Here is a 17,449-nt window from a genome sequence, read left to right as displayed (position 1 = left end):
GGGATTCACCCCCTTTATAGGTTAGTTTTTATATTATAACACTTACATATTGTTTTTGCATAAATCCGTTCGTGAAAATAGCCAGTATTCAACTATTCCGTTCTCAATTTGGACATTTCTAGCTCAGCTCTGTGTTTTGCAACGTTATAAGAAGGCCAGGAACGATTGGATGTATCCCTCTCCAGATAGGCTTGACGTTCCAGCATTTCTCTCTTGAGATCCGGGTACTCCTTCAGAGCAAACTCTCGAAGTAACGGAGTCGCATCTGCCGATAGACTTGCCAGGTAGGATGCATCAATATTGCCAGTTTGACGGTAACGTTCTATGTTCAATTCGGCAATCCTGCGATCCATGCCCACATAATTGACGGCAACATATGCAGTCAGTGCGAGCACAATATACCAACGGATCAACGGAATCGACGTATAACGTATACGAAGGCCGGCAATCAGCAACAGAAGTGCGAGAAAGATCATAAATGCGTGTACCAGGAACCGGATGTACGTATATCCATATGCCTGTTCATACAGATTTAGCCGCATAAACGCGGAATACAACATGATTGCTGAACAGCTGACCAGAATCAGGAGAAGTGCCTGATGCACGATCATGCCTACTTTTCCACTCGGACGCGTGAATTGCACTGCAACAATAAGAATAAAGAAATTAATACCCGTAACGAGAATCAGCTCCGCAAACCCACTTCTCGCATACTCAGCGTAAGACAGATCTACCGGAAGATGCCCCTCTCCCGCGCCAAACAGATACGAAAACTGTACAAGTACGAACATAACGTACACACAGTTGATGACGATCAGCATGGTGCCCACAATGATGGGGTCCAATCTGAATGGTCCTCGAAGAACCGGAGTGCGTTCAGGCTCGGGAGTAATTTTATTCGTAACCTGACCCTTAGGGAGTGGATCCACAGGAGAGTATATATAAGTGTGATCACGCTTATCAAGCGTGGTTGCTGCTCCACTTTTCCAATGTGCATTCTCTCTCTTCTCTGTCTCATATTGCATCGGCTGGACAAATCCCCATACATAACCGAATAACAATATACCTCCGATGAACATCCAGATGATTCTTGGCAGTCCTGGTGTAAAAGCTAATTGATTTAACCACTCCGGGAAACCAGATAAATATTGATCGAAGACCCCGTCAGCTGAAGACAGTAATGCGACAACTACAATGAGGATAGGCAAAGACGCCACAAGACCGATGAGCACTTTAAAAACAACCGTTTTCTGTGATTTGCCTATGCCACGACCGCTTGCTCTCACAGCAATGGCCCCAACAGTCCCCCAATGACGTATGGCTTGAGGCAGTAAATGGTCAATCGCCGTACCAATCAACCCGATCTCCCACCACTGCTTCTGTTTTCTACCCATTAGATACGTCATATGTAAGATGATCAGGCCCGGTACAACTAGAAAATTAAGTACACGCAGCAGTTCGTTGTCGTATAAGAGGAACGTTAGCGATAACAACAGCACAACACCCGCCACAAATGCATCAATCCACTGGAAAGACCTCATACGATCCCGTACAAATAGATACATAAACACGTATAAGAGAATGACAAAGATCGGATACGATACGCCCAAATCATTACCATAGAATAAATACTGGTGAATGATAGCAAGTATCCATGCAGACAGTAGCGTGATTAGAGCACGATGCGGTGAAGCCAATATTTTATCAATCATGGGAAAAACCTCCATTAACCTTTCTATGCTATATTCTAGATGATAAAATAGGAATATAAATAGAAATTAAAAACGATAAAACTTCTTATTTTAGAGGAATACGTCAGAGTTCACCTCCAGGAGGGAATCATCACTTTGAAAATACATCAGCAATATCTGCTGTTACATCGCCAATACGGTCACCACACAGAACATGAACTTACGCTTGCCGACCTCGCTGAATTGCTCGATTGCACGCATCGTAATACATTAACGATTGTCAAAAAGATGGTTGCTCATGACTGGATTAGTTGGGTTTCCCAACGTGGCCGCGGTCGTCGTTCATCACTGACTTTGCTTGTTCCGGCCGATCAAATCGCGGCTGAATACATGATGCAAGCCATGAATCGCCGGGAATTGCAGGAAGCTGCCGAGCAGGTGAGTGCATTCTCCAGTTCAACAACCATGCAGGATCATCTAAACCAGTGGTTGCTCGGGTATTCGGGACATCATACAGAAGCCGGCACCAATAATGAGCAGATTGATACACTACGGCTACCCCTGCGCCAACAGCTTCATGCGCTTGATCCGCTGTACATTAATCTGTTGGCTGAATCCTTTGTGACCAGCCATGTCTTTGACGGGTTGGTTCAACGTGGTGAAAAAGGGGAGATTCTCCCCTGTCTCGCTCATACTTGGGATGTCAGTGCAGACCGACAGACCTGGACGTTTTATTTACGAAAAGGCATTACATTTCACAATGGTCAGATGCTGACGTCCCATGATATTGTGCATACGTTTGAACGGTTGCAATCTACAGACCTCCGAACACTGTACCGTGATGTGAGTAAACAGATTCTATCTATTAAAGCGGTAGGTCCTTTAACCGTGTGTTTCCGGCTTAAAAAACCTCACGAATTATTTTTGTCCTTTCTTACAACAAGTCGTGCGGCGATTGTACCCTCACCGGGAACACACGAACAGAAGATGAATCATGCGGGTGATCTGCATGCAATGCAAAAACCTGTCGGGACGGGACCGTTCAAGGTCACGGCCTGGGATGATCACTTGTGCAGACTTGAAGCCTTTTCATCGTATTTTCAGGGTAGAGCACATATGGACCGGGTAGATATCCTGCAAATTCCGTGGAGTGCCTCGGCCAAAATGGACGATAGTCAAGAGATCGAAACTCCGTTCTTCCATCTTGTCCATAATCCGTCTTCGTCCGAGGGTGCAGACTGGACTCAGATTAGCGCAGGTGTGATGGTTCATAAATTACTCACGTGTAATACGCAAAAAACCGGACCGTTAAACGATCCGGTAGTAAGAGCACACGTCCAGTCATGTCTTGCTGGAATGTATAGAGATGACGGACATGCAGATGACTCTGAGGTTTTGGTACCTGATTTTAGTAAGGTGAATACGGAAATGGTTGAGCATGAGGGACTTGGAGAGAATACCAAACGACTCACTTCGACTGGTCCCGTCTCCCTGCACATTGCAACCATTCCACAGTATCGCAGGGATGCCCAACAACTGGCATCTACATTGGAGCAGTGCGGTTACTCCTGTACCGTCCGCACAGGCACGATGGAGCAGTTCAAAGGAGATCTGCGGCTGAAATCTGATCTGATTCTCTTTTCTCTGATTCGGGACAGAGACGAAGAACTGCGCAGATATGATCTTTATTCCACGTTGTCTGAGCATCTGGAAGATTCTGCTCGTATACAGATTCATGAGATGTTGCAAACCATTATTGCTTCTCCGATTGCAGCAGAGCGAACTTCTGAATTAGACCGAATTGAACAATTCTTGGTCGGTCAGAATTTACTGTTCCATTTATCTGAAAAACCGGTAGAGACGGCTTATCTGCCTTCCGTGCGTGGCCTATCTTTTAACAGCCAAGGCTGGGTGAACCTGCGTCATATCTGGTTTCCGTGAATGCTCATTAAACATCGTATTATATTATTTTATATAGTGGTACCATCCGATCGAGCGTCTTTTAAAATTATTTTGACATTGTCGTGATCGGCTGTCGAGGCTTCTTTCTCAACGAAATAGTGTCTTTGCGTCGATATACTCCAAGAAGTAAACCCATCATGGCGTATTCTAAGATCAGATGAGAACCGAAACCAATAAAAGGGAAAGTAACGCTAACAACTGGAACCTTTCCCGTAGTCATCGCCAGCGAGTAAAACATTTGCAATGCGAACATCATTGTAATACTAAACACGATCATGCGACCAAATTCATCGAGTACATGAGGTAGCATTTTCAGCATACTAGCAAGAAACCATACGATACCAAACAACAACAAGATGCCTGCTAACCAACCAAATACATCAATAAACATTACACCAGGGTAGTCCATATAATACCCTTTAAAGTGATGGTCAAAAGAAGTCGCAGAACCGTTTCCCCACCATCCGGCGGAATGAAGAATACTCATAATTGATTGGTTATAGCTACCATGTCCTAGCGGGTCATTTTGGAGATTAAACACGGCAGTGAGTCTCTCAAACCGCCTGTACTCACCACTCAAAAACAATTGCATCATAGTGATAAGTCCCGCAATTGCAGCCCCTACAAACGTATAAAGCCATTTTCGTGTAATCCAGGCAAACAAGATAATAGTTGCTGTTCCGAATGGAAACAATCGTACCCAATCTGAAGCTTGTAACAGGCTAAAAGACGGCAAAGCCACAAGAAGAATATAAGTTGAGACGGATTGTACGTCACACTTCGTACGCAGCTTATCCAGCATAATCGCACCTATGGCGAGGGGCAATACCCACATGGATATCGTCGTGAGATCAATGGTTAACCCAAATACGCTCCAGAACCGCTGTACACCATAATCAGACGGTGATACCAGCGGATTAATCCACAACATACCACTTAACAAAATATAGATCCACCAGGCATATTTTTTCCATTTCTGATAATCAAAATACATCAAAAACACCATCAGTATTAAACCAAAAATAGTGTAGATCAAATGACTTTTATACAAAAACTGAAACCTTTCAACTGAGATATTTGTCGTATAAATCCATGTCAGCAGCAGGCTAATGATTAGCAAACTGGCAAGTCCCGTTAACAGCCCCCAATGCATTCGATGACGATGTAACCGGTGCATACTCTTGCCTACAATAACTGGATCACCCATCTGTTCAATGGCATATGCAATTGCTTCTTCCTCTTTGTAACCTTCTTGTTCTTTGTCCAGAATCATCTCTTCCATGTGGTTACCCAACTCATCACGCAAGTCGTTATGTACTTCGCGAGCTTTCACCTGAACACACATGTGATCAAGATAATGCTGAATTCGTTCATCTCGATTCGTCATGTCAGGCCTCCTTCCCCAAGCACCCGATCCACAGCTCTACGGAACAAATTCCACTCCGCTTTTTTACTTTCTAAGGCCTCCATGCCCTTGTCACGAATCGAATAATATTTACGTTTACGGCCTTCAACCTCCATCCAGTACGACTCTACCCATCCTTCAATCTCCATGGCATGCAAAATAGGATATAACGTGCCCTCTTTCAGATTAAACACACCCTCAGATTGACGATGTAATTCCTTAATTAATTCGTAACCGTACAAAGGTCGTTCCTTCAATAAAGTTAGGATTAGTGTCTCGGTACTACCCTTAATCATTTGTTTGTTAACCTGCAACGCGCTCACTCCTTCCTTTTCATACTTTTAAATCTCTTCTGATCATATACATCGAAAACCTATGCATAGAACAACTAGGTATGATATTACCTTATCCTTCCTTTTCTGTCTAGCTATCAACCTTCTTTATTTATGTTAAAATAAACAAGTCCTTTCTTTCACGTACTCTAATGATGAATCTATCTATTCGTATAATTCCATTACATATCTTATTTTTTGAATCTAGTTAAGGAGGCATTACAATCATGAGCAAACTAATCTTCTTTCTCGGCGGGGCCGGAAGTGGCAAGACCACCCTTGCCAAAGCCCTTTCCCGTAAACATAAAGCGGCTTTCTTCGATATGGATATCCTGCTTCGTCCCGCGGCTGAGGCAATTATGACCCTTCAGGGACTCGATCCATCCGACCGGGATTCGCCTGAATACAAGCGGCTGTGCCGTGATCTTGGGTACCGCATTACGATGGACGCAGCTCTGGATAACGTTCAGTTGGGTATCGACACGATCGTTGTCGGGCCATTTACCAAAGAAATCGGAACCCCGGATTGGATTGCTCAGGAACTTGCAAGAATTGAGCGTTCTCTGGAAGACACGGATGTGCGGGTGGCTTATATTTATCTGGAGAATGAATCGTTGTATCACGAGCGGATTACAGCGAGACAATCTCCATTGGATGAATGGAAACTTGCAAACTGGGATGCCTTCACAGCTTCTCTCGTCCGAAAAGAAGTAGCCTGGCCGCTCCCTGCTTCATCCGTCGCTTATATTGATAATTCCAGTGATGATCCTGCGACTGCCTATGTCGAACTTGAACGACGAATGTACAAGTAAAAAGAAATAACTCACTCATCTTGCTTTGATAATAGGTAGAATAAACGCAACTCTCTCCAAGTTGTGACTTACTTCTTGAACTCTAACGAATCTGAGGCACCTTATTACCTGTTTTGAACTGACATAGAAATTCTAACGAACCTCAGCAACACTAAGCGGCCGAATACGAGTACAAATTGGCAGCAATGCGCTAAAAATAAAGAGATAAGCTGTCTCAGATTCGTTACGATTTTAATATGGCTCATATACTTGAAATAGGGTGTGTCAGGTTCGTTAGCTCTCCAAATATAAAAAAAGGATCTGTCTCACCAAGCCTCACAGGCCGATGAAACTGATCCCTTTTTCATTTAATAGCCTCTCATAACCCAGTCCATCCGTAAGATGAACATTTCCCAACATATGTGCTGAGCATAAAATATACTTGTTCCCTTTATCCGCGCTGACGCGCCGCATGACGTTCAGCAATGCGAGACGTAATCATTCCATGACTTTCATCAATCTCTTCCGGTGTACAAGCGGCCTTCAGCTCATATACTTTCACTGGTGAACGGTCGATAATATCCAAAAATGAATCAAAGAAAGTCATGTCTTTACTATGAATGTACGGACACCAATGATCTGCCAACCCTACGGTTTCATGAATATGCACGCCAACCACGTGATCAATCAACGCGTTAGCCTCACGTACATTATCGTACAGTCCCATTCGATCCATCATCATGCCGTGACCAATATCGTACCATAGACCAAGCGGCGCGCCCTTCATGCGTCCAATAATCGTTCCCGCTTCATGCAAAGTCGGCATCTGATAACAGCGTGAACGAGTCTCAATACCAAAATTCACTCCATATCCCCGCTGCTCCGACAAGTCACATACCTCTTCCAGACTCTCCTGAATCCGGCTCAGGTAATGTGCGCTGCCATCTTCCCGCTTCTCCAGCATCTCTTGCCATAAAGATTGATACGCCGGGGAGTCCGGCCCTTGATCGTGGTATATCTTTTTCAACGCTTCATCTATATTGTATTCAAACGGAACCTCACCCGGATGTACAACAACAGCCTTGGCGCCATAACGATGTGCATACTCGGCAGAGCGAAGTAACAGTTCAATCGCTCGTTTGCGGCGCGGCTCATCATCAAATCCGAGCAGGACGGAATCCGTCCCATAATCTGGATCAGTCACATGCGGAAATGTATTATGCACACTGGATACACCGATTTCTCCTCGTTCAATCATCGGTTCTATTGTCTTCAGCATCTCTTCCGTGACGTTGTAGTTCAGTTCAACCTGTCTGAATCCAAGAGATTTGATTTCTTCAATCATGCCTTGTCCGGTCGTATGACGTTTGATGTTCCAACATGTTGAAAACGAATATTCCTGCTTGTCCGTGTACATGATTGTTCCTCCTGCCTCTCATTTCATCCCTATTCATATTCCATTTATCTCTATCTGTCTCTATCTATTCATTCCTCTGTCCATTGTCTTCACGAAGGGTCAATTCAAATCTCATCTTGTTCGCAGTCCTTCCAGGCACATATCGATAGATGATCTCCACGTGATTCGAGTACATTAATACGGATGGTTCAGGCGCCTCAGTCTTCACGGTACACGTAAGTCCAGGGAACTGCCATAACGCTGGCGTAATATCCTCCTGACGAAGGGAAGGCCCTCTGATTTCAAAATAAACGTCGATTTCTTCCTCTGTATCCAAAACGACATCAATGGTTAACGAATCTGGCGTGAGATCCGCATCAAACGTCACTCCGCGCAGATGACTGTTCCACCCCTCGCCTACCTCACGGCGGATCAAGCGGAGATAATAACGCTCCCCCGTCTCCGTCTGCCAGTGAATTGTGGCGGGATGCATCTGGCCATTGGTATTCACACTTCCCGACATGGCTCCGATCATCCGGTCCTCACCAATCCATGCTTTGGCCGTACATAGATTCCGATTGGACGTTGGATCATTGCGCTCACACAGTTCCATGAACTGTTTCTGCACAAGCCGATCCGCTTGATGAGCCTTGAAATAAGGCACGGCTTCCGCGGGCACATCCACCCCAAGGAGTGCAATCAGTGGATCATGACCTGACTCACAGTTGATTCCTGCCAGATATTCATAGCCTTCACCGAGCAAAAGATAGATAAATACACCGATCGAACTATGCTCTCGCATCTCCATGTCGTACGCCCGAGAGAATGGGCCGGAGAGATTCTCCAGGTTCGCATTGTAATATAGCGCAATGTTATTCCACAGCCCGTGTTCAATCCGGTGTCCAATTTCAACTAAACGTTGAGTGAGTCCATACTTTCGATACATGCCAAGCACGGAGAGATCCACCCCGTAATACGTTGTCGTATTGAATTCAGCGAATGTACCGTCGAACTGCTCAAACTCCTTCATGAATCCCTCTGCCTGTTCATCCGAATGCTGAATCCATTCTGTTCGGTTCAAGCGATGGCCGTAGTAGTGGGTGATGAAAATATGCATTAACTCAATATTGGTGTTCATGGGGATTACGTCGGATAACCTTCGTTCTATTGACCCTTGAACAGCCAATGCCATGGCATGGTCCATCCGTTTCATGAGTGTATCTGGCATAAGTTCAGAGAATTCGGCAGTTACGACCACACAGACACAAGCGATAAACTCGCGCCAGTTGGGATCATAACTGATCCAGACCGGTGGCAGTACCTGATTTACTGCCGAATGAAACAGACGTTTCAGTTGTTTGGGATCTGCCATCTCTGTGAGTAGAGAGCCATCTTCCCGTAGTTTATGGATAAACTGCGCAGACACCTTCTCAAAGGTGCGTTCCAGGAAATAGGCCGTGCCTGGCGCAAAAGATTTCCAAGCATAGTGACCCGCTGGTGGATGCACATCATTAGGTCGGGTCGCGAAGGTTCCGTGATAGATCTCATCCGGAGCGTCATATTGAACATCGAGCACCTTGTGGAACACTCGTATCGCGCGTTCCACATCACCAGGTTCATTTCGAATCAACAACCCTAGCGCATAATGTGCACTGGCTCGTGTGCTGTGTTGCGATGAATCCTCTTCTTCGAAACTGCGAAGCAGATCCATTTCCTTGTCATAGAAGCTATCCATCATCAACATGGACTGATTCACTAGATACTGCTGCTCTTTTGACATCTTCTCTACCATTCGTTGTGTCATGTCATGGACCTCCCGAGACTATTAACCTTTTACAGCACCTACCATTACGCCACTGATAAAGTACCGCTGCAACCATGGATACACCAGCAGGATCGGTAATGTTGAGAATATAACGCTGGCTGCTTTCAGACTCTCAGGCAAGACCTGAACGGCACCAATGCCTTCGTTCTGCATCAGTTCTGTAATCTGGTTTTGCTGAATCATCTGATACAATTTCAATTGTAACGGGTATAACTCAGGCTTGGTAATATACATGAGTGCATCCTGGAAACCATTCCAGCGTCCTACCGCGTAGAATAGGCTCAGTGTTGCCATAACCGGAAGGGATAGTGGCAAGATAATGCGCATCAGTGTTCCGAAGTGGCTGCTTCCATCAATGCCCGCCGCTTCTTCCAGACTTTCGGGAATACCTCGGAAGAAGGTAATGAGAATGATCATATAGAACGGACTAATTAATCCAGGCAGAATAAGTCCCCATGTGCTGTCGAGTAGATGCAGATTTTTGATCAGAATGTACTCGGGAATAATGCCCCCACTGAAGAACATCGTCACCACAATGACAAGCATGAACCACTTGCGCCCCTTCAGGTTACTCTTCGCCAGCGGGTATGCCGCTGCAATGGTCATCGCCATGCTTAGCACCGTACTCAGGACGGTCAGCCAAACGGTATAGATAAGAGAGCGAATCATCGATCCATCTGCAAATACTTTGCTATACGCCTCAAAGGACAACTCTTTGGGGAAAAAGGAAACTTCTCCTGAACCGATCGCCCGGTTCGAGCTGAGCGAGATCGCAATAATATGAATGAATGGTGCAAGACACAGCACCATCGTAATGATAATAAGAATGACGTTTACCGTGTTGAATATTCGATTCGCCGTGTTTTCAGACATCCCACTCACTCCTTACAGATCATATGTGAATCAAATCCACTACATAATGCTCTCATCGGTTAATTTCTTGGACGTATAGTTTGCTCCGAGTATGAAGACAAGTCCAACTAAGGCCTGGAACAAACCTACAGCTGTTGCGAGCGTGACCTGACCAGATTGTAAACCGACACGATAGACAAACGTGCTGAGCACATCCGAGTATTCACGTACAGCCACATTTCCGATAATAAACGGTCGGTCGAAGCCGATGGAGATCATGTTGCCGACATTGATGATCAATAAGGTAACAATCGTCGTTTTGATGCCGGGCAAGGATATGTGCCAGATTCTGCGCAGCCGACTTGCTCCATCCACTTCTGCCGCTTCATACAGTTCCCGGTTAATGCCTGTCAGGGATGCCAGATACAGAATCGTTCCCCACCCTGCACTCTGCCACACGCCTACCGCAAGATACGTGAAGAGCCAATAGTTTTTGTCTGAAAGGAATGGCAATGGATCAAACCCCATGCTCATCAAGATATTGTTGATGAAACCGGACTGCGTTCCGAAAACCTGAAGCACGATCCCTCCAATAATAACCCATGAGATAAAGTGTGGAATGTAGAGCAACGTCTGTGCCATCTTTTTGAACCAAGCCTTTTTCAGCTCGAATAATAAGATGGCCAGTATAAGCGGCGCCGGGAAGGACACCAATAAATCCAGCATGTTTAGTACCAACGTGTTGCGTAATGCCGTGTAAAACCCCTGATTTTGAAACACTTCTCTGAATGCATCCAAGCCAATCCACTCACTACCAGAGATCCCTTGGAAGAAGTTAAAATCCTTGAACGCAATCTGCACACCATACATTGGCCCATACTTGAAAATAATGAAGTAGATCATGGGCAGTAGGAGCAACGCATATAGTTGCCAGTTTCTGCGGAAATAGATGCTTGTTTTCATAAACCTTCCCCCCATGTCATTCAGAATTCTTCATCAAGGCGATGTAGCCATCGCCCTAATGAAATCCCTGTTCTTTGTTGTCGTTCACATTAGATGTGTTCTCTACTATGCTTATTTCATCGCTTTGTAAGCTTCTGTACGTTCATCCAGGATTGCTTGACCACCGCTCGCCATGTAATCCTTCATCATGCTGTCATACGTCGCTTCAAAGTCAGCCGGTTTGGAGATGGTTGTTTTTACGAAGAACTCCATAAACTTGTCTTTCAGGCCGTTACCGTAGCGCGCTTCTGCATCAATCGGTTTGGAGAAGCGTACCGGTTGAATCGTGTCCGTGTTGGAAATGGCTACCGACTTGCGCATATCATCCCGATACTTCGATTCTACCTGTACGACATAAGCCTCTTCATTTTTCTTGTCATCCCCAACGTATTTACCATTGACGATAATGGCAATGTCACCGGAATTATAGATACGACCTGCGATTTCAGGAGAAGCATCATCTTTGATCAGTGGCACACCGTCCACAAGCTCATAGTTCTCATTTTCAACACCAAATTGCAGGTCGAACAAGTTGTTGTCTGAAGCCATCCAATCCAGGTACTTCATCGCTGCTTCCGCATTTTTGCTTGATTTTGGAATCATGACATACATCGCATTGGGAGCATATGCTGGTTTGGCGAATTTGCCTTCGGAGTTTTTGAATGCATCAATCGGTGTGATCACTGCACCTGGTTGATTGGTTTGCAGGTTTTTGTACGTACCGGAGATGTAAATCTCCCCTGCATCCTCGGTGTAAAATCCAACTTTGCCGTTGGATACATCTTCCCACAGCTTTTTCTTATCTTTGTCGAGTCCAAAGTCCTTGCTCATCAAACCTTCATTATAAAGTGTGTTCATATATTTCAAGGCGTCCTTGAAACCCGGCAACAACGTTGGATAGTCATTGGAACCCAGTTGTTGTGTTAATGTATATTTTTGTTCTTCCGTCAGCGGTTCAATGAATGACCAGATCAGAGGTTCATATTGAGCCGAAGCAATGGACATCCCCATTGGGATAAGTCCTGTGCCCACCTTACCCGGATCTTTTTCCTTAAAGGCCTTCAATGTGGTATGCAGCTCCTCAGCTGTCTCAGGTGAAGGCAATCCGAGTGCGTCCAGCCAATCCTGACGAACATAGGATGCGTATTTGCCAAGTACAAGACGTTTACCCGGAACCGCGAACTGTTGCCCATCGTATTGACCGTAGGCCAGCGTTTCATCACCCAGGAACTTCTTCAGGTTAGGGCCGCTTTGATTGAGCAGATCGGTAAGTTCAGTCAGACCTCCTTGCTCTGCATATCGGTTGAATGTTCCTGAGTCGTAGGTAAATACGATATCAGGTACTTCAGAGCCACTCGCCATCAGAACGTTAAGCTTCTGTACTTCCTCCGAGCGAGGTACCGGAACAAACTGAACATCGATGTTGTTTGGATCACCAAACTTCTCTTGAATGAAGCGAGTCAGATAACTGTCTGAAATGGTGTAGCCCGCCGGCGTATTTCCCCGGTCGAAGATTTCTACTTTCAAAGTCGTTTTTTCCCCCGAACCTGATTCTCCGGATGAAGATGCAGATTCGCTTCCTGATGAACATGCGGATAATAATAGAGTGAATGCTGTTACCACTGCGAGGATTGAACTTGCCTTGCCTGCCTTACGTCTTTGAAATAATCTCATTTGACCTTTCCCCTTTCGCACACACTCTGATATGGATTCACATGATTGCCACTCCACTTGGTTCGTGCATTTCGTTGCACCTGTGAATGTCACTAATCATTACATACGAATTCGGCATTAGACAATAAACTATTTTCAAAATGCAAAAATGACGTTTTTTTAGTTAAAAACCGCGATATATAAACATATTTCCTGACAATATACAATTTTCACGCCTTATATGTAAACTATGATAACGCAATATGTTGCATTTCATTGGATTCTCATACGCTATCTGGCATCGCCCAGCTTGCAATAATCCTTTTTCCAATGAATCTTTCTTCAAAAGAAAGAAAAAGAGACCACATCTTATGTGATCTCCTTGTTTAACAACACTTGTAGAACGATTGAACTCACTAATTCCTCGGCGGAAGATTAAACTTCACTTGACCAAACAACGTATCGATGGCATTTCCCACAAATTGATCAATAACATGTTCGTTGCTCGTGTCCGTATGTTCCAATATCAATACATTATACTTCTCATCATAATGCATTCCGCCCAAAATAAATCGTACTGGAATGTTCTGAGCCGCCCCTGCCTTCGAAATGGCCTGAATAAGTTCGGATTCATGCCTTTGTTGACTTGTTGTGTAGGTACCAACAGGCAGCGTTATCGTGTATGACGAGTTATCTACATTAAATGTAAATGTGTTATTGCTTGCTGTGATGGTAACCCGTTTACTGATATCTACCGATCCCCACACTTGCTGTCCGTATTTGTACATCTATGCAACTCCTGCCCTATAAATTAATGAATTGTCATATTGCTTAGTATAGGACACTCGTAAAATTCCTTAACGCACCAGCTACACTGGCCCAAGATCGTGGTTGAGCATCCAAAAAATCTCCTGCAGAGGGCGATAAGGTACGAACCCTATTCCCTCATACAGGAGATTTCATAGATATTTCTAAGATTAATCGATTTCACCCGCTAACGTGTGTTCTAACACGACCAATATCATTATTGATCCCCTTGTTTTCCACTCTGCTTGCGGTAGTCCCCCGGTGTCACACCCATAATCCGTTTAAATACTCGGCCGAAAGAGATGGCGTTAGCATAACCTACTTGCAGCGCAATATCCTGAACTGCCATATCGGATGCAGACAACAAACGGCAGGCCTTTTCGACCCTCAGTTTCACCAGAAAATCAACAAACTTCATCTCAAACTCTTCCTTGAACAAATAACTCGCATATTTGCCCGAAATCTGGAACCGATCGCTTAGATGTTTTAGGGACAGATCCGGATCATCAAAATGTTCTTCAATATAAATCCGCAGCTCGTTAATCATTGCGCGATGACTTTTCGTTTCATTCACAGACACATAATTGCGATAGACCTCTTTCAACCATTCCTGCAAAATGTCCTGAATTCCCTCCAGTGTCTCTACCTGTTGGATATCACTGCGAAGACGTGTCAGAATTTCCTCGGCAAATTGGCTCTGTAACCGCTCAGACAGCTCTCCGAATTCACGGGACAACATCTGAATTAACGCCTGCAGTAACATGCGAATATCGTTATCCGTAATCTGATCTTCGCTGAACGCAACAAACATCTGATCCAGTTGTGTCCGCCAGCCATCACCAGTAAGCCTGAATTCACGGACAAAGTCCGCGAGCATCTGCAAGTACTTATACGATTGCAGCTCAATACGATCCGGCAGTTGCTCACTGAGAACGATCGCATCTTTACCAAGGGTAAGTCTATGCTGCAACCCCGCATCGGCACTCGCATAGGATCGAGTAATCTCCTCCCAGCCCGATACGGTTCGTCCAATCCCGAAGGTAAACCGGAGGCGGAAGTTTTCCGCAATCCACATATGCATCTGCTTAGCCAGATCCATAAGCAATTCACGGTCCAGTCCTTCCTGCTCATCCGATGCAATCACCACAATAAGCCTTCGGTTCCCAAACCATTCAGCCCAACCGCCGAATTGGGTCTCGTTCTGCACAAGTTCTTCCACCACATTCATAAGCGCAATCTTCAGAATATTCTGATTGGTCGAGAGGTCGTCACCATTCATCTCCGCAATCAGGACAGCCACACTCTTCGGTTCCATGAAACGTTCCTCTAGCGGTTGCAGATGGCGAAGTCGCTGACGGAACGAATCCATGCGTTCCCCTTCCATCAGATCAACAAGTAATTGTCTGCGATGAATCAGCAAGTTTTCATGATGCTGTTTCTCATAATCAACCGTCTGAGCAATCAGATGTTCCAGCGCACGGTCGATGAGAGCCAATTCATCCTTGACGGATGGAGCTGCTTCATCCTCCTCGGCACGTGGCTGTAACGCCTGAATTCGATTCATGATGAGCTGGATGGGCCGCGTATTTCTACGCGTAATGTAGATCAGTCCCGCCACCGCGCCAACAATCGTTAATAATCCAATGCCAATCCACACATAAGAGACAAGCGATACCCATGAATACAGTTGTCCGGATTGAATGCCGCTCTCGAAGACGAGACCAAGCTTGTCGGAAGACACATGATTAAGGATTTCACCTGCTGAAGGGTCCATTTGATGCGCTGTATAGATCAGATTGTCGCTCTTGTCCCGTACCTGAAGAACGGATAACTTTTCATTCGTCATGTTATCAATCTGCCGTTCGACTGCATACATGCGGATTGTTATGACGAGCAGACCTTCTCCGCCCCACGGTAAAGGAAGCCACTTATTCATGCTAATCACCTGTGAAGGTACGTCAAAAGAACGTTCCTTGTATTCACGTGGCAGGTTCCAACCGAGGTTCTCCCGATCTTTCAAAGCTTGTTCAATATAGGCACGATCTTCGAAATCTTCCAAGCGCATCATGCCTCTCGGCGTAAGGATCTGGGAATCTGACATGCGATAGAGATAAATGGATTGAATCATATCCTGCTGATCCAACATACGTCCCAGTCCACTTGCCGCATCATAGATGAACTGACTCGACAATTGTCCCTGTCCGGCCTCCAAAAAACGACTGTATGTCTTGTTCGCACCAATGTCTTCAAGCAACCGGAGTTCGATATCGCTTAGCGAGCGTTCCAGTGTATCCACGATATAACGGGTGGAGATCATGTCTGCTTTTTGCGTTTCGTTACGTGAGAGTTCGTTGACAATCAGGAAGGAGAGAAAGATCAGAATGGAAATCGTAAGCAGAAAAATAGGAAAATAGGAATACAGCAACTTGGTGTGCCAATTCCGCTTCAGATTTACTCTCATAGGCTCCAACTCCTTCCATCGCTATTCTAATGAGTATGATCTTCTTTCATCTTTGGCCTGCCTGCTGACGATATACAGAATCACCGATCCTAATGCTGCACTAATCGTACAAGCCAGATACATCAGTGATGGACCGCCGGAATCGAGCAAATATCCATTAAGCATATTACCAACAATTCCGCCCAGGCCGGCAAACACCATGTTAAATAAACTTTGTCCCGTGGCCTGCATTTCCCGTCCCGTAACCGAAGCCACATATTCCACTGCTGCGATATAGAAGAATCCGAAGGACAACCCATGCAGTACCTGAACGCCAATCATTACCTCAGGCGTTGGCCATAGCCATTGTATTCCCCAACGTAACATATACGCACCGGCTGCAAGCAACATCGTGCGTTCATGCCCCCATTTTCGGAGTACGAATGCCGCTGCCAACATGGATGGAACATTGGTGATTGATGCAAGCAATAGCGCTGTACCTGTCATCTTCACAGAACCGCCAGCCATCTGAAATGAAATAACAAAAAAGGAGTTAAACGCAGTGAGCGTTTGGTTAACCAGGAAACAACCTGTTAGAAATAGAAGGAATGTCCGGTTTCGGAGCAATCTTGCCAAACCTACGGAGAAGGTTACCGAGGACGAGGATATGCTCGTCTGCCGGGGGAGTGTGCTTGCCAGTATGGCGCTTAGAACGTTAAACATCAGAAACGGCAGCCATAACATGTGAATGGAAAACTGAGAGAGATACATCCCTGCTGCAAATCCTCCAACTCCGGTTCCTATGCTCCCGAAGAGTCGGATCATGCCATATGAGGTGTTGGCTGCTCTCGCGGCGGTAACCGCATAGGAGTCAGCCACAGGTATTTGTGTCACTTGGAATATAGTGCATAAAGTATAAATCAATATTAATATAATGTACACTTGAATATTGTAGAAGTACGCTAACGATGCAGGAACGAGCAGGCTAATTATCAGTACGAACCGTGTCTTTTTGAATTTATCTACCAGAATTCCCCATATAGGTTGAAGAATAATAGATACAAGTGTGCCAAACGCCATGATAAATCCGGTTTCTTTACTGGAAAAACCTTGTGCAACCAAAATGGGATTGATGTACGGGTTAAACATCCCCCCGGCAAGTCCCATAAACAGATACAGGCCCTGTAATTTGAGCAAAACACGTCTTGCATCAGTAGAATCGGCTTTTATTTTCTCTGTGTAAGCCTTCATATGTCTATTTCTCATCCGGATCTCCATCCTTTAATTCTATAG

The 17,449-nt window shown here is 45.2% G+C and carries 13 protein-coding genes; 2 read left to right on the top strand and 11 right to left on the bottom strand.

What is annotated here, in order from left to right:
• Nucleotides 1–92: 92 nt before the first annotated feature.
• Complete coding sequence (locus tag MKZ12_RS13120; protein ID WP_339260768.1) at nt 93–1,712, bottom strand: DUF4173 domain-containing protein; 1,620 nt, start codon at nt 1,710–1,712, stop codon at nt 93–95.
• 135 nt (nt 1,713–1,847) lie between these two features.
• Here MKZ12_RS13120 and MKZ12_RS13115 point away from each other — a divergent pair, with 135 nt between their 5' ends.
• On the top strand, nt 1,848–3,632 hold the full coding sequence (locus MKZ12_RS13115) for an ABC transporter substrate-binding protein (RefSeq protein ID WP_339260767.1): 1,785 nt from the start codon (nt 1,848–1,850) through the stop codon (nt 3,630–3,632).
• A gap of 67 nt (nt 3,633–3,699) precedes the next feature.
• On the opposite strand, the gene MKZ12_RS13110 is transcribed toward MKZ12_RS13115, so the two are convergent.
• Both MKZ12_RS13110 and MKZ12_RS13105 read right to left on the bottom strand, forming a co-directional pair.
• The gene (locus tag MKZ12_RS13110) at nt 3,700–5,040 is read right to left on the bottom strand and encodes an FtsW/RodA/SpoVE family cell cycle protein (protein ID WP_339260766.1); all 1,341 of its coding nucleotides are present in this window, start codon (nt 5,038–5,040) and stop codon (nt 3,700–3,702) included.
• Nucleotides 5,037–5,372 carry a helix-turn-helix transcriptional regulator gene (locus tag MKZ12_RS13105; RefSeq protein WP_167483549.1) on the bottom strand — a complete coding sequence of 112 codons (336 nt, stop codon included), beginning with the start codon at nt 5,370–5,372 and terminating at the stop codon, nt 5,037–5,039. Before MKZ12_RS13105 ends, MKZ12_RS13110 begins: the two co-directional genes overlap by 4 nt.
• Nucleotides 5,373–5,617: 245 nt before the next feature.
• Here MKZ12_RS13105 and MKZ12_RS13100 point away from each other — a divergent pair, with 245 nt between their 5' ends.
• The gene (locus MKZ12_RS13100; protein WP_339260765.1) at nt 5,618–6,202 is read left to right on the top strand and encodes an AAA family ATPase; all 585 of its coding nucleotides are present in this window, start codon (nt 5,618–5,620) and stop codon (nt 6,200–6,202) included.
• A gap of 430 nt (nt 6,203–6,632) precedes the next feature.
• Here MKZ12_RS13100 and MKZ12_RS13095 read toward each other — a convergent pair whose 3' ends face one another.
• The 8 genes from MKZ12_RS13095 to MKZ12_RS13060 all read right to left on the bottom strand — a co-directional run bounded on the left by MKZ12_RS13095 (nt 6,633) and on the right by MKZ12_RS13060 (nt 17,422).
• Entirely contained in the window at nt 6,633–7,598 is a 966-nt protein-coding gene (locus MKZ12_RS13095; RefSeq protein WP_339260763.1) for a TIM barrel protein, read from the bottom strand.
• 64 nt (nt 7,599–7,662) lie between these two features.
• On the bottom strand, nt 7,663–9,381 hold the full coding sequence (locus tag MKZ12_RS13090) for a hypothetical protein (RefSeq protein WP_339260762.1): 1,719 nt from the start codon (nt 9,379–9,381) through the stop codon (nt 7,663–7,665).
• A gap of 21 nt (nt 9,382–9,402) precedes the next feature.
• The gene (locus MKZ12_RS13085; protein ID WP_278295486.1) at nt 9,403–10,275 is read right to left on the bottom strand and encodes a carbohydrate ABC transporter permease; all 873 of its coding nucleotides are present in this window, start codon (nt 10,273–10,275) and stop codon (nt 9,403–9,405) included.
• Between the two features lie 39 nt (nt 10,276–10,314).
• Nucleotides 10,315–11,217 (bottom strand): ABC transporter permease subunit, encoded by a 903-nt coding sequence (locus tag MKZ12_RS13080; protein ID WP_339242099.1) that lies wholly within the window; start codon nt 11,215–11,217, stop codon nt 10,315–10,317.
• Nucleotides 11,218–11,328: 111 nt separating this feature from the next.
• Nucleotides 11,329–12,930 carry an extracellular solute-binding protein gene (locus tag MKZ12_RS13075; RefSeq protein WP_339242098.1) on the bottom strand — a complete coding sequence of 534 codons (1,602 nt, stop codon included), beginning with the start codon at nt 12,928–12,930 and terminating at the stop codon, nt 11,329–11,331.
• Between the two features lie 395 nt (nt 12,931–13,325).
• Entirely contained in the window at nt 13,326–13,697 is a 372-nt protein-coding gene (locus MKZ12_RS13070) for a hypothetical protein (protein WP_339242097.1), read from the bottom strand.
• 236 nt (nt 13,698–13,933) lie between these two features.
• The gene (locus tag MKZ12_RS13065) at nt 13,934–16,177 is read right to left on the bottom strand and encodes a helix-turn-helix domain-containing protein (protein WP_339242096.1); all 2,244 of its coding nucleotides are present in this window, start codon (nt 16,175–16,177) and stop codon (nt 13,934–13,936) included.
• 21 nt (nt 16,178–16,198) lie between these two features.
• A complete protein-coding gene (locus tag MKZ12_RS13060) occupies nt 16,199–17,422 on the bottom strand; it encodes an MFS transporter (RefSeq protein ID WP_339242094.1) in 1,224 nt (407 codons plus the stop codon).
• Between the last annotated feature and the right edge of the window lie 27 nt (nt 17,423–17,449).

Origin of the sequence: Paenibacillus sp. FSL R5-0713 (assembly GCF_037973325.1) — a bacterium.
Lineage (GTDB): Bacteria > Bacillota > Bacilli > Paenibacillales > Paenibacillaceae > Paenibacillus.
The sequence above is the reverse complement of the archived record's forward strand: the minus strand, read 5'-3'. Positions and strand labels throughout refer to the sequence as shown.

Excerpts from the sequence above, each read along its gene's own strand:
- MKZ12_RS13120 (WP_339260768.1), bottom strand. The coding sequence starts at position 1,712 with ATGATTGATAAAATATTGGCTTCACCGCATCGTGCTCTAATCACGCTA.
- MKZ12_RS13110 (WP_339260766.1), bottom strand. The coding sequence starts at position 5,040 with ATGACGAATCGAGATGAACGAATTCAGCATTATCTTGATCACATGTGT.
- MKZ12_RS13100 (WP_339260765.1), top strand. The coding sequence starts at position 5,618 with ATGAGCAAACTAATCTTCTTTCTCGGCGGGGCCGGAAGTGGCAAGACC.
- MKZ12_RS13095 (WP_339260763.1), bottom strand. The coding sequence starts at position 7,598 with ATGTACACGGACAAGCAGGAATATTCGTTTTCAACATGTTGGAACATC.
- MKZ12_RS13090 (WP_339260762.1), bottom strand. The coding sequence starts at position 9,381 with ATGACACAACGAATGGTAGAGAAGATGTCAAAAGAGCAGCAGTATCTA.
- MKZ12_RS13085 (WP_278295486.1), bottom strand. The coding sequence starts at position 10,275 with ATGTCTGAAAACACGGCGAATCGAATATTCAACACGGTAAACGTCATT.
- MKZ12_RS13080 (WP_339242099.1), bottom strand. The coding sequence starts at position 11,217 with ATGAAAACAAGCATCTATTTCCGCAGAAACTGGCAACTATATGCGTTG.
- MKZ12_RS13075 (WP_339242098.1), bottom strand. The coding sequence starts at position 12,930 with ATGAGATTATTTCAAAGACGTAAGGCAGGCAAGGCAAGTTCAATCCTC.
- MKZ12_RS13070 (WP_339242097.1), bottom strand. The coding sequence starts at position 13,697 with ATGTACAAATACGGACAGCAAGTGTGGGGATCGGTAGATATCAGTAAA.
- MKZ12_RS13065 (WP_339242096.1), bottom strand. The coding sequence starts at position 16,177 with ATGAGAGTAAATCTGAAGCGGAATTGGCACACCAAGTTGCTGTATTCC.
- MKZ12_RS13060 (WP_339242094.1), bottom strand. The coding sequence starts at position 17,422 with ATGAGAAATAGACATATGAAGGCTTACACAGAGAAAATAAAAGCCGAT.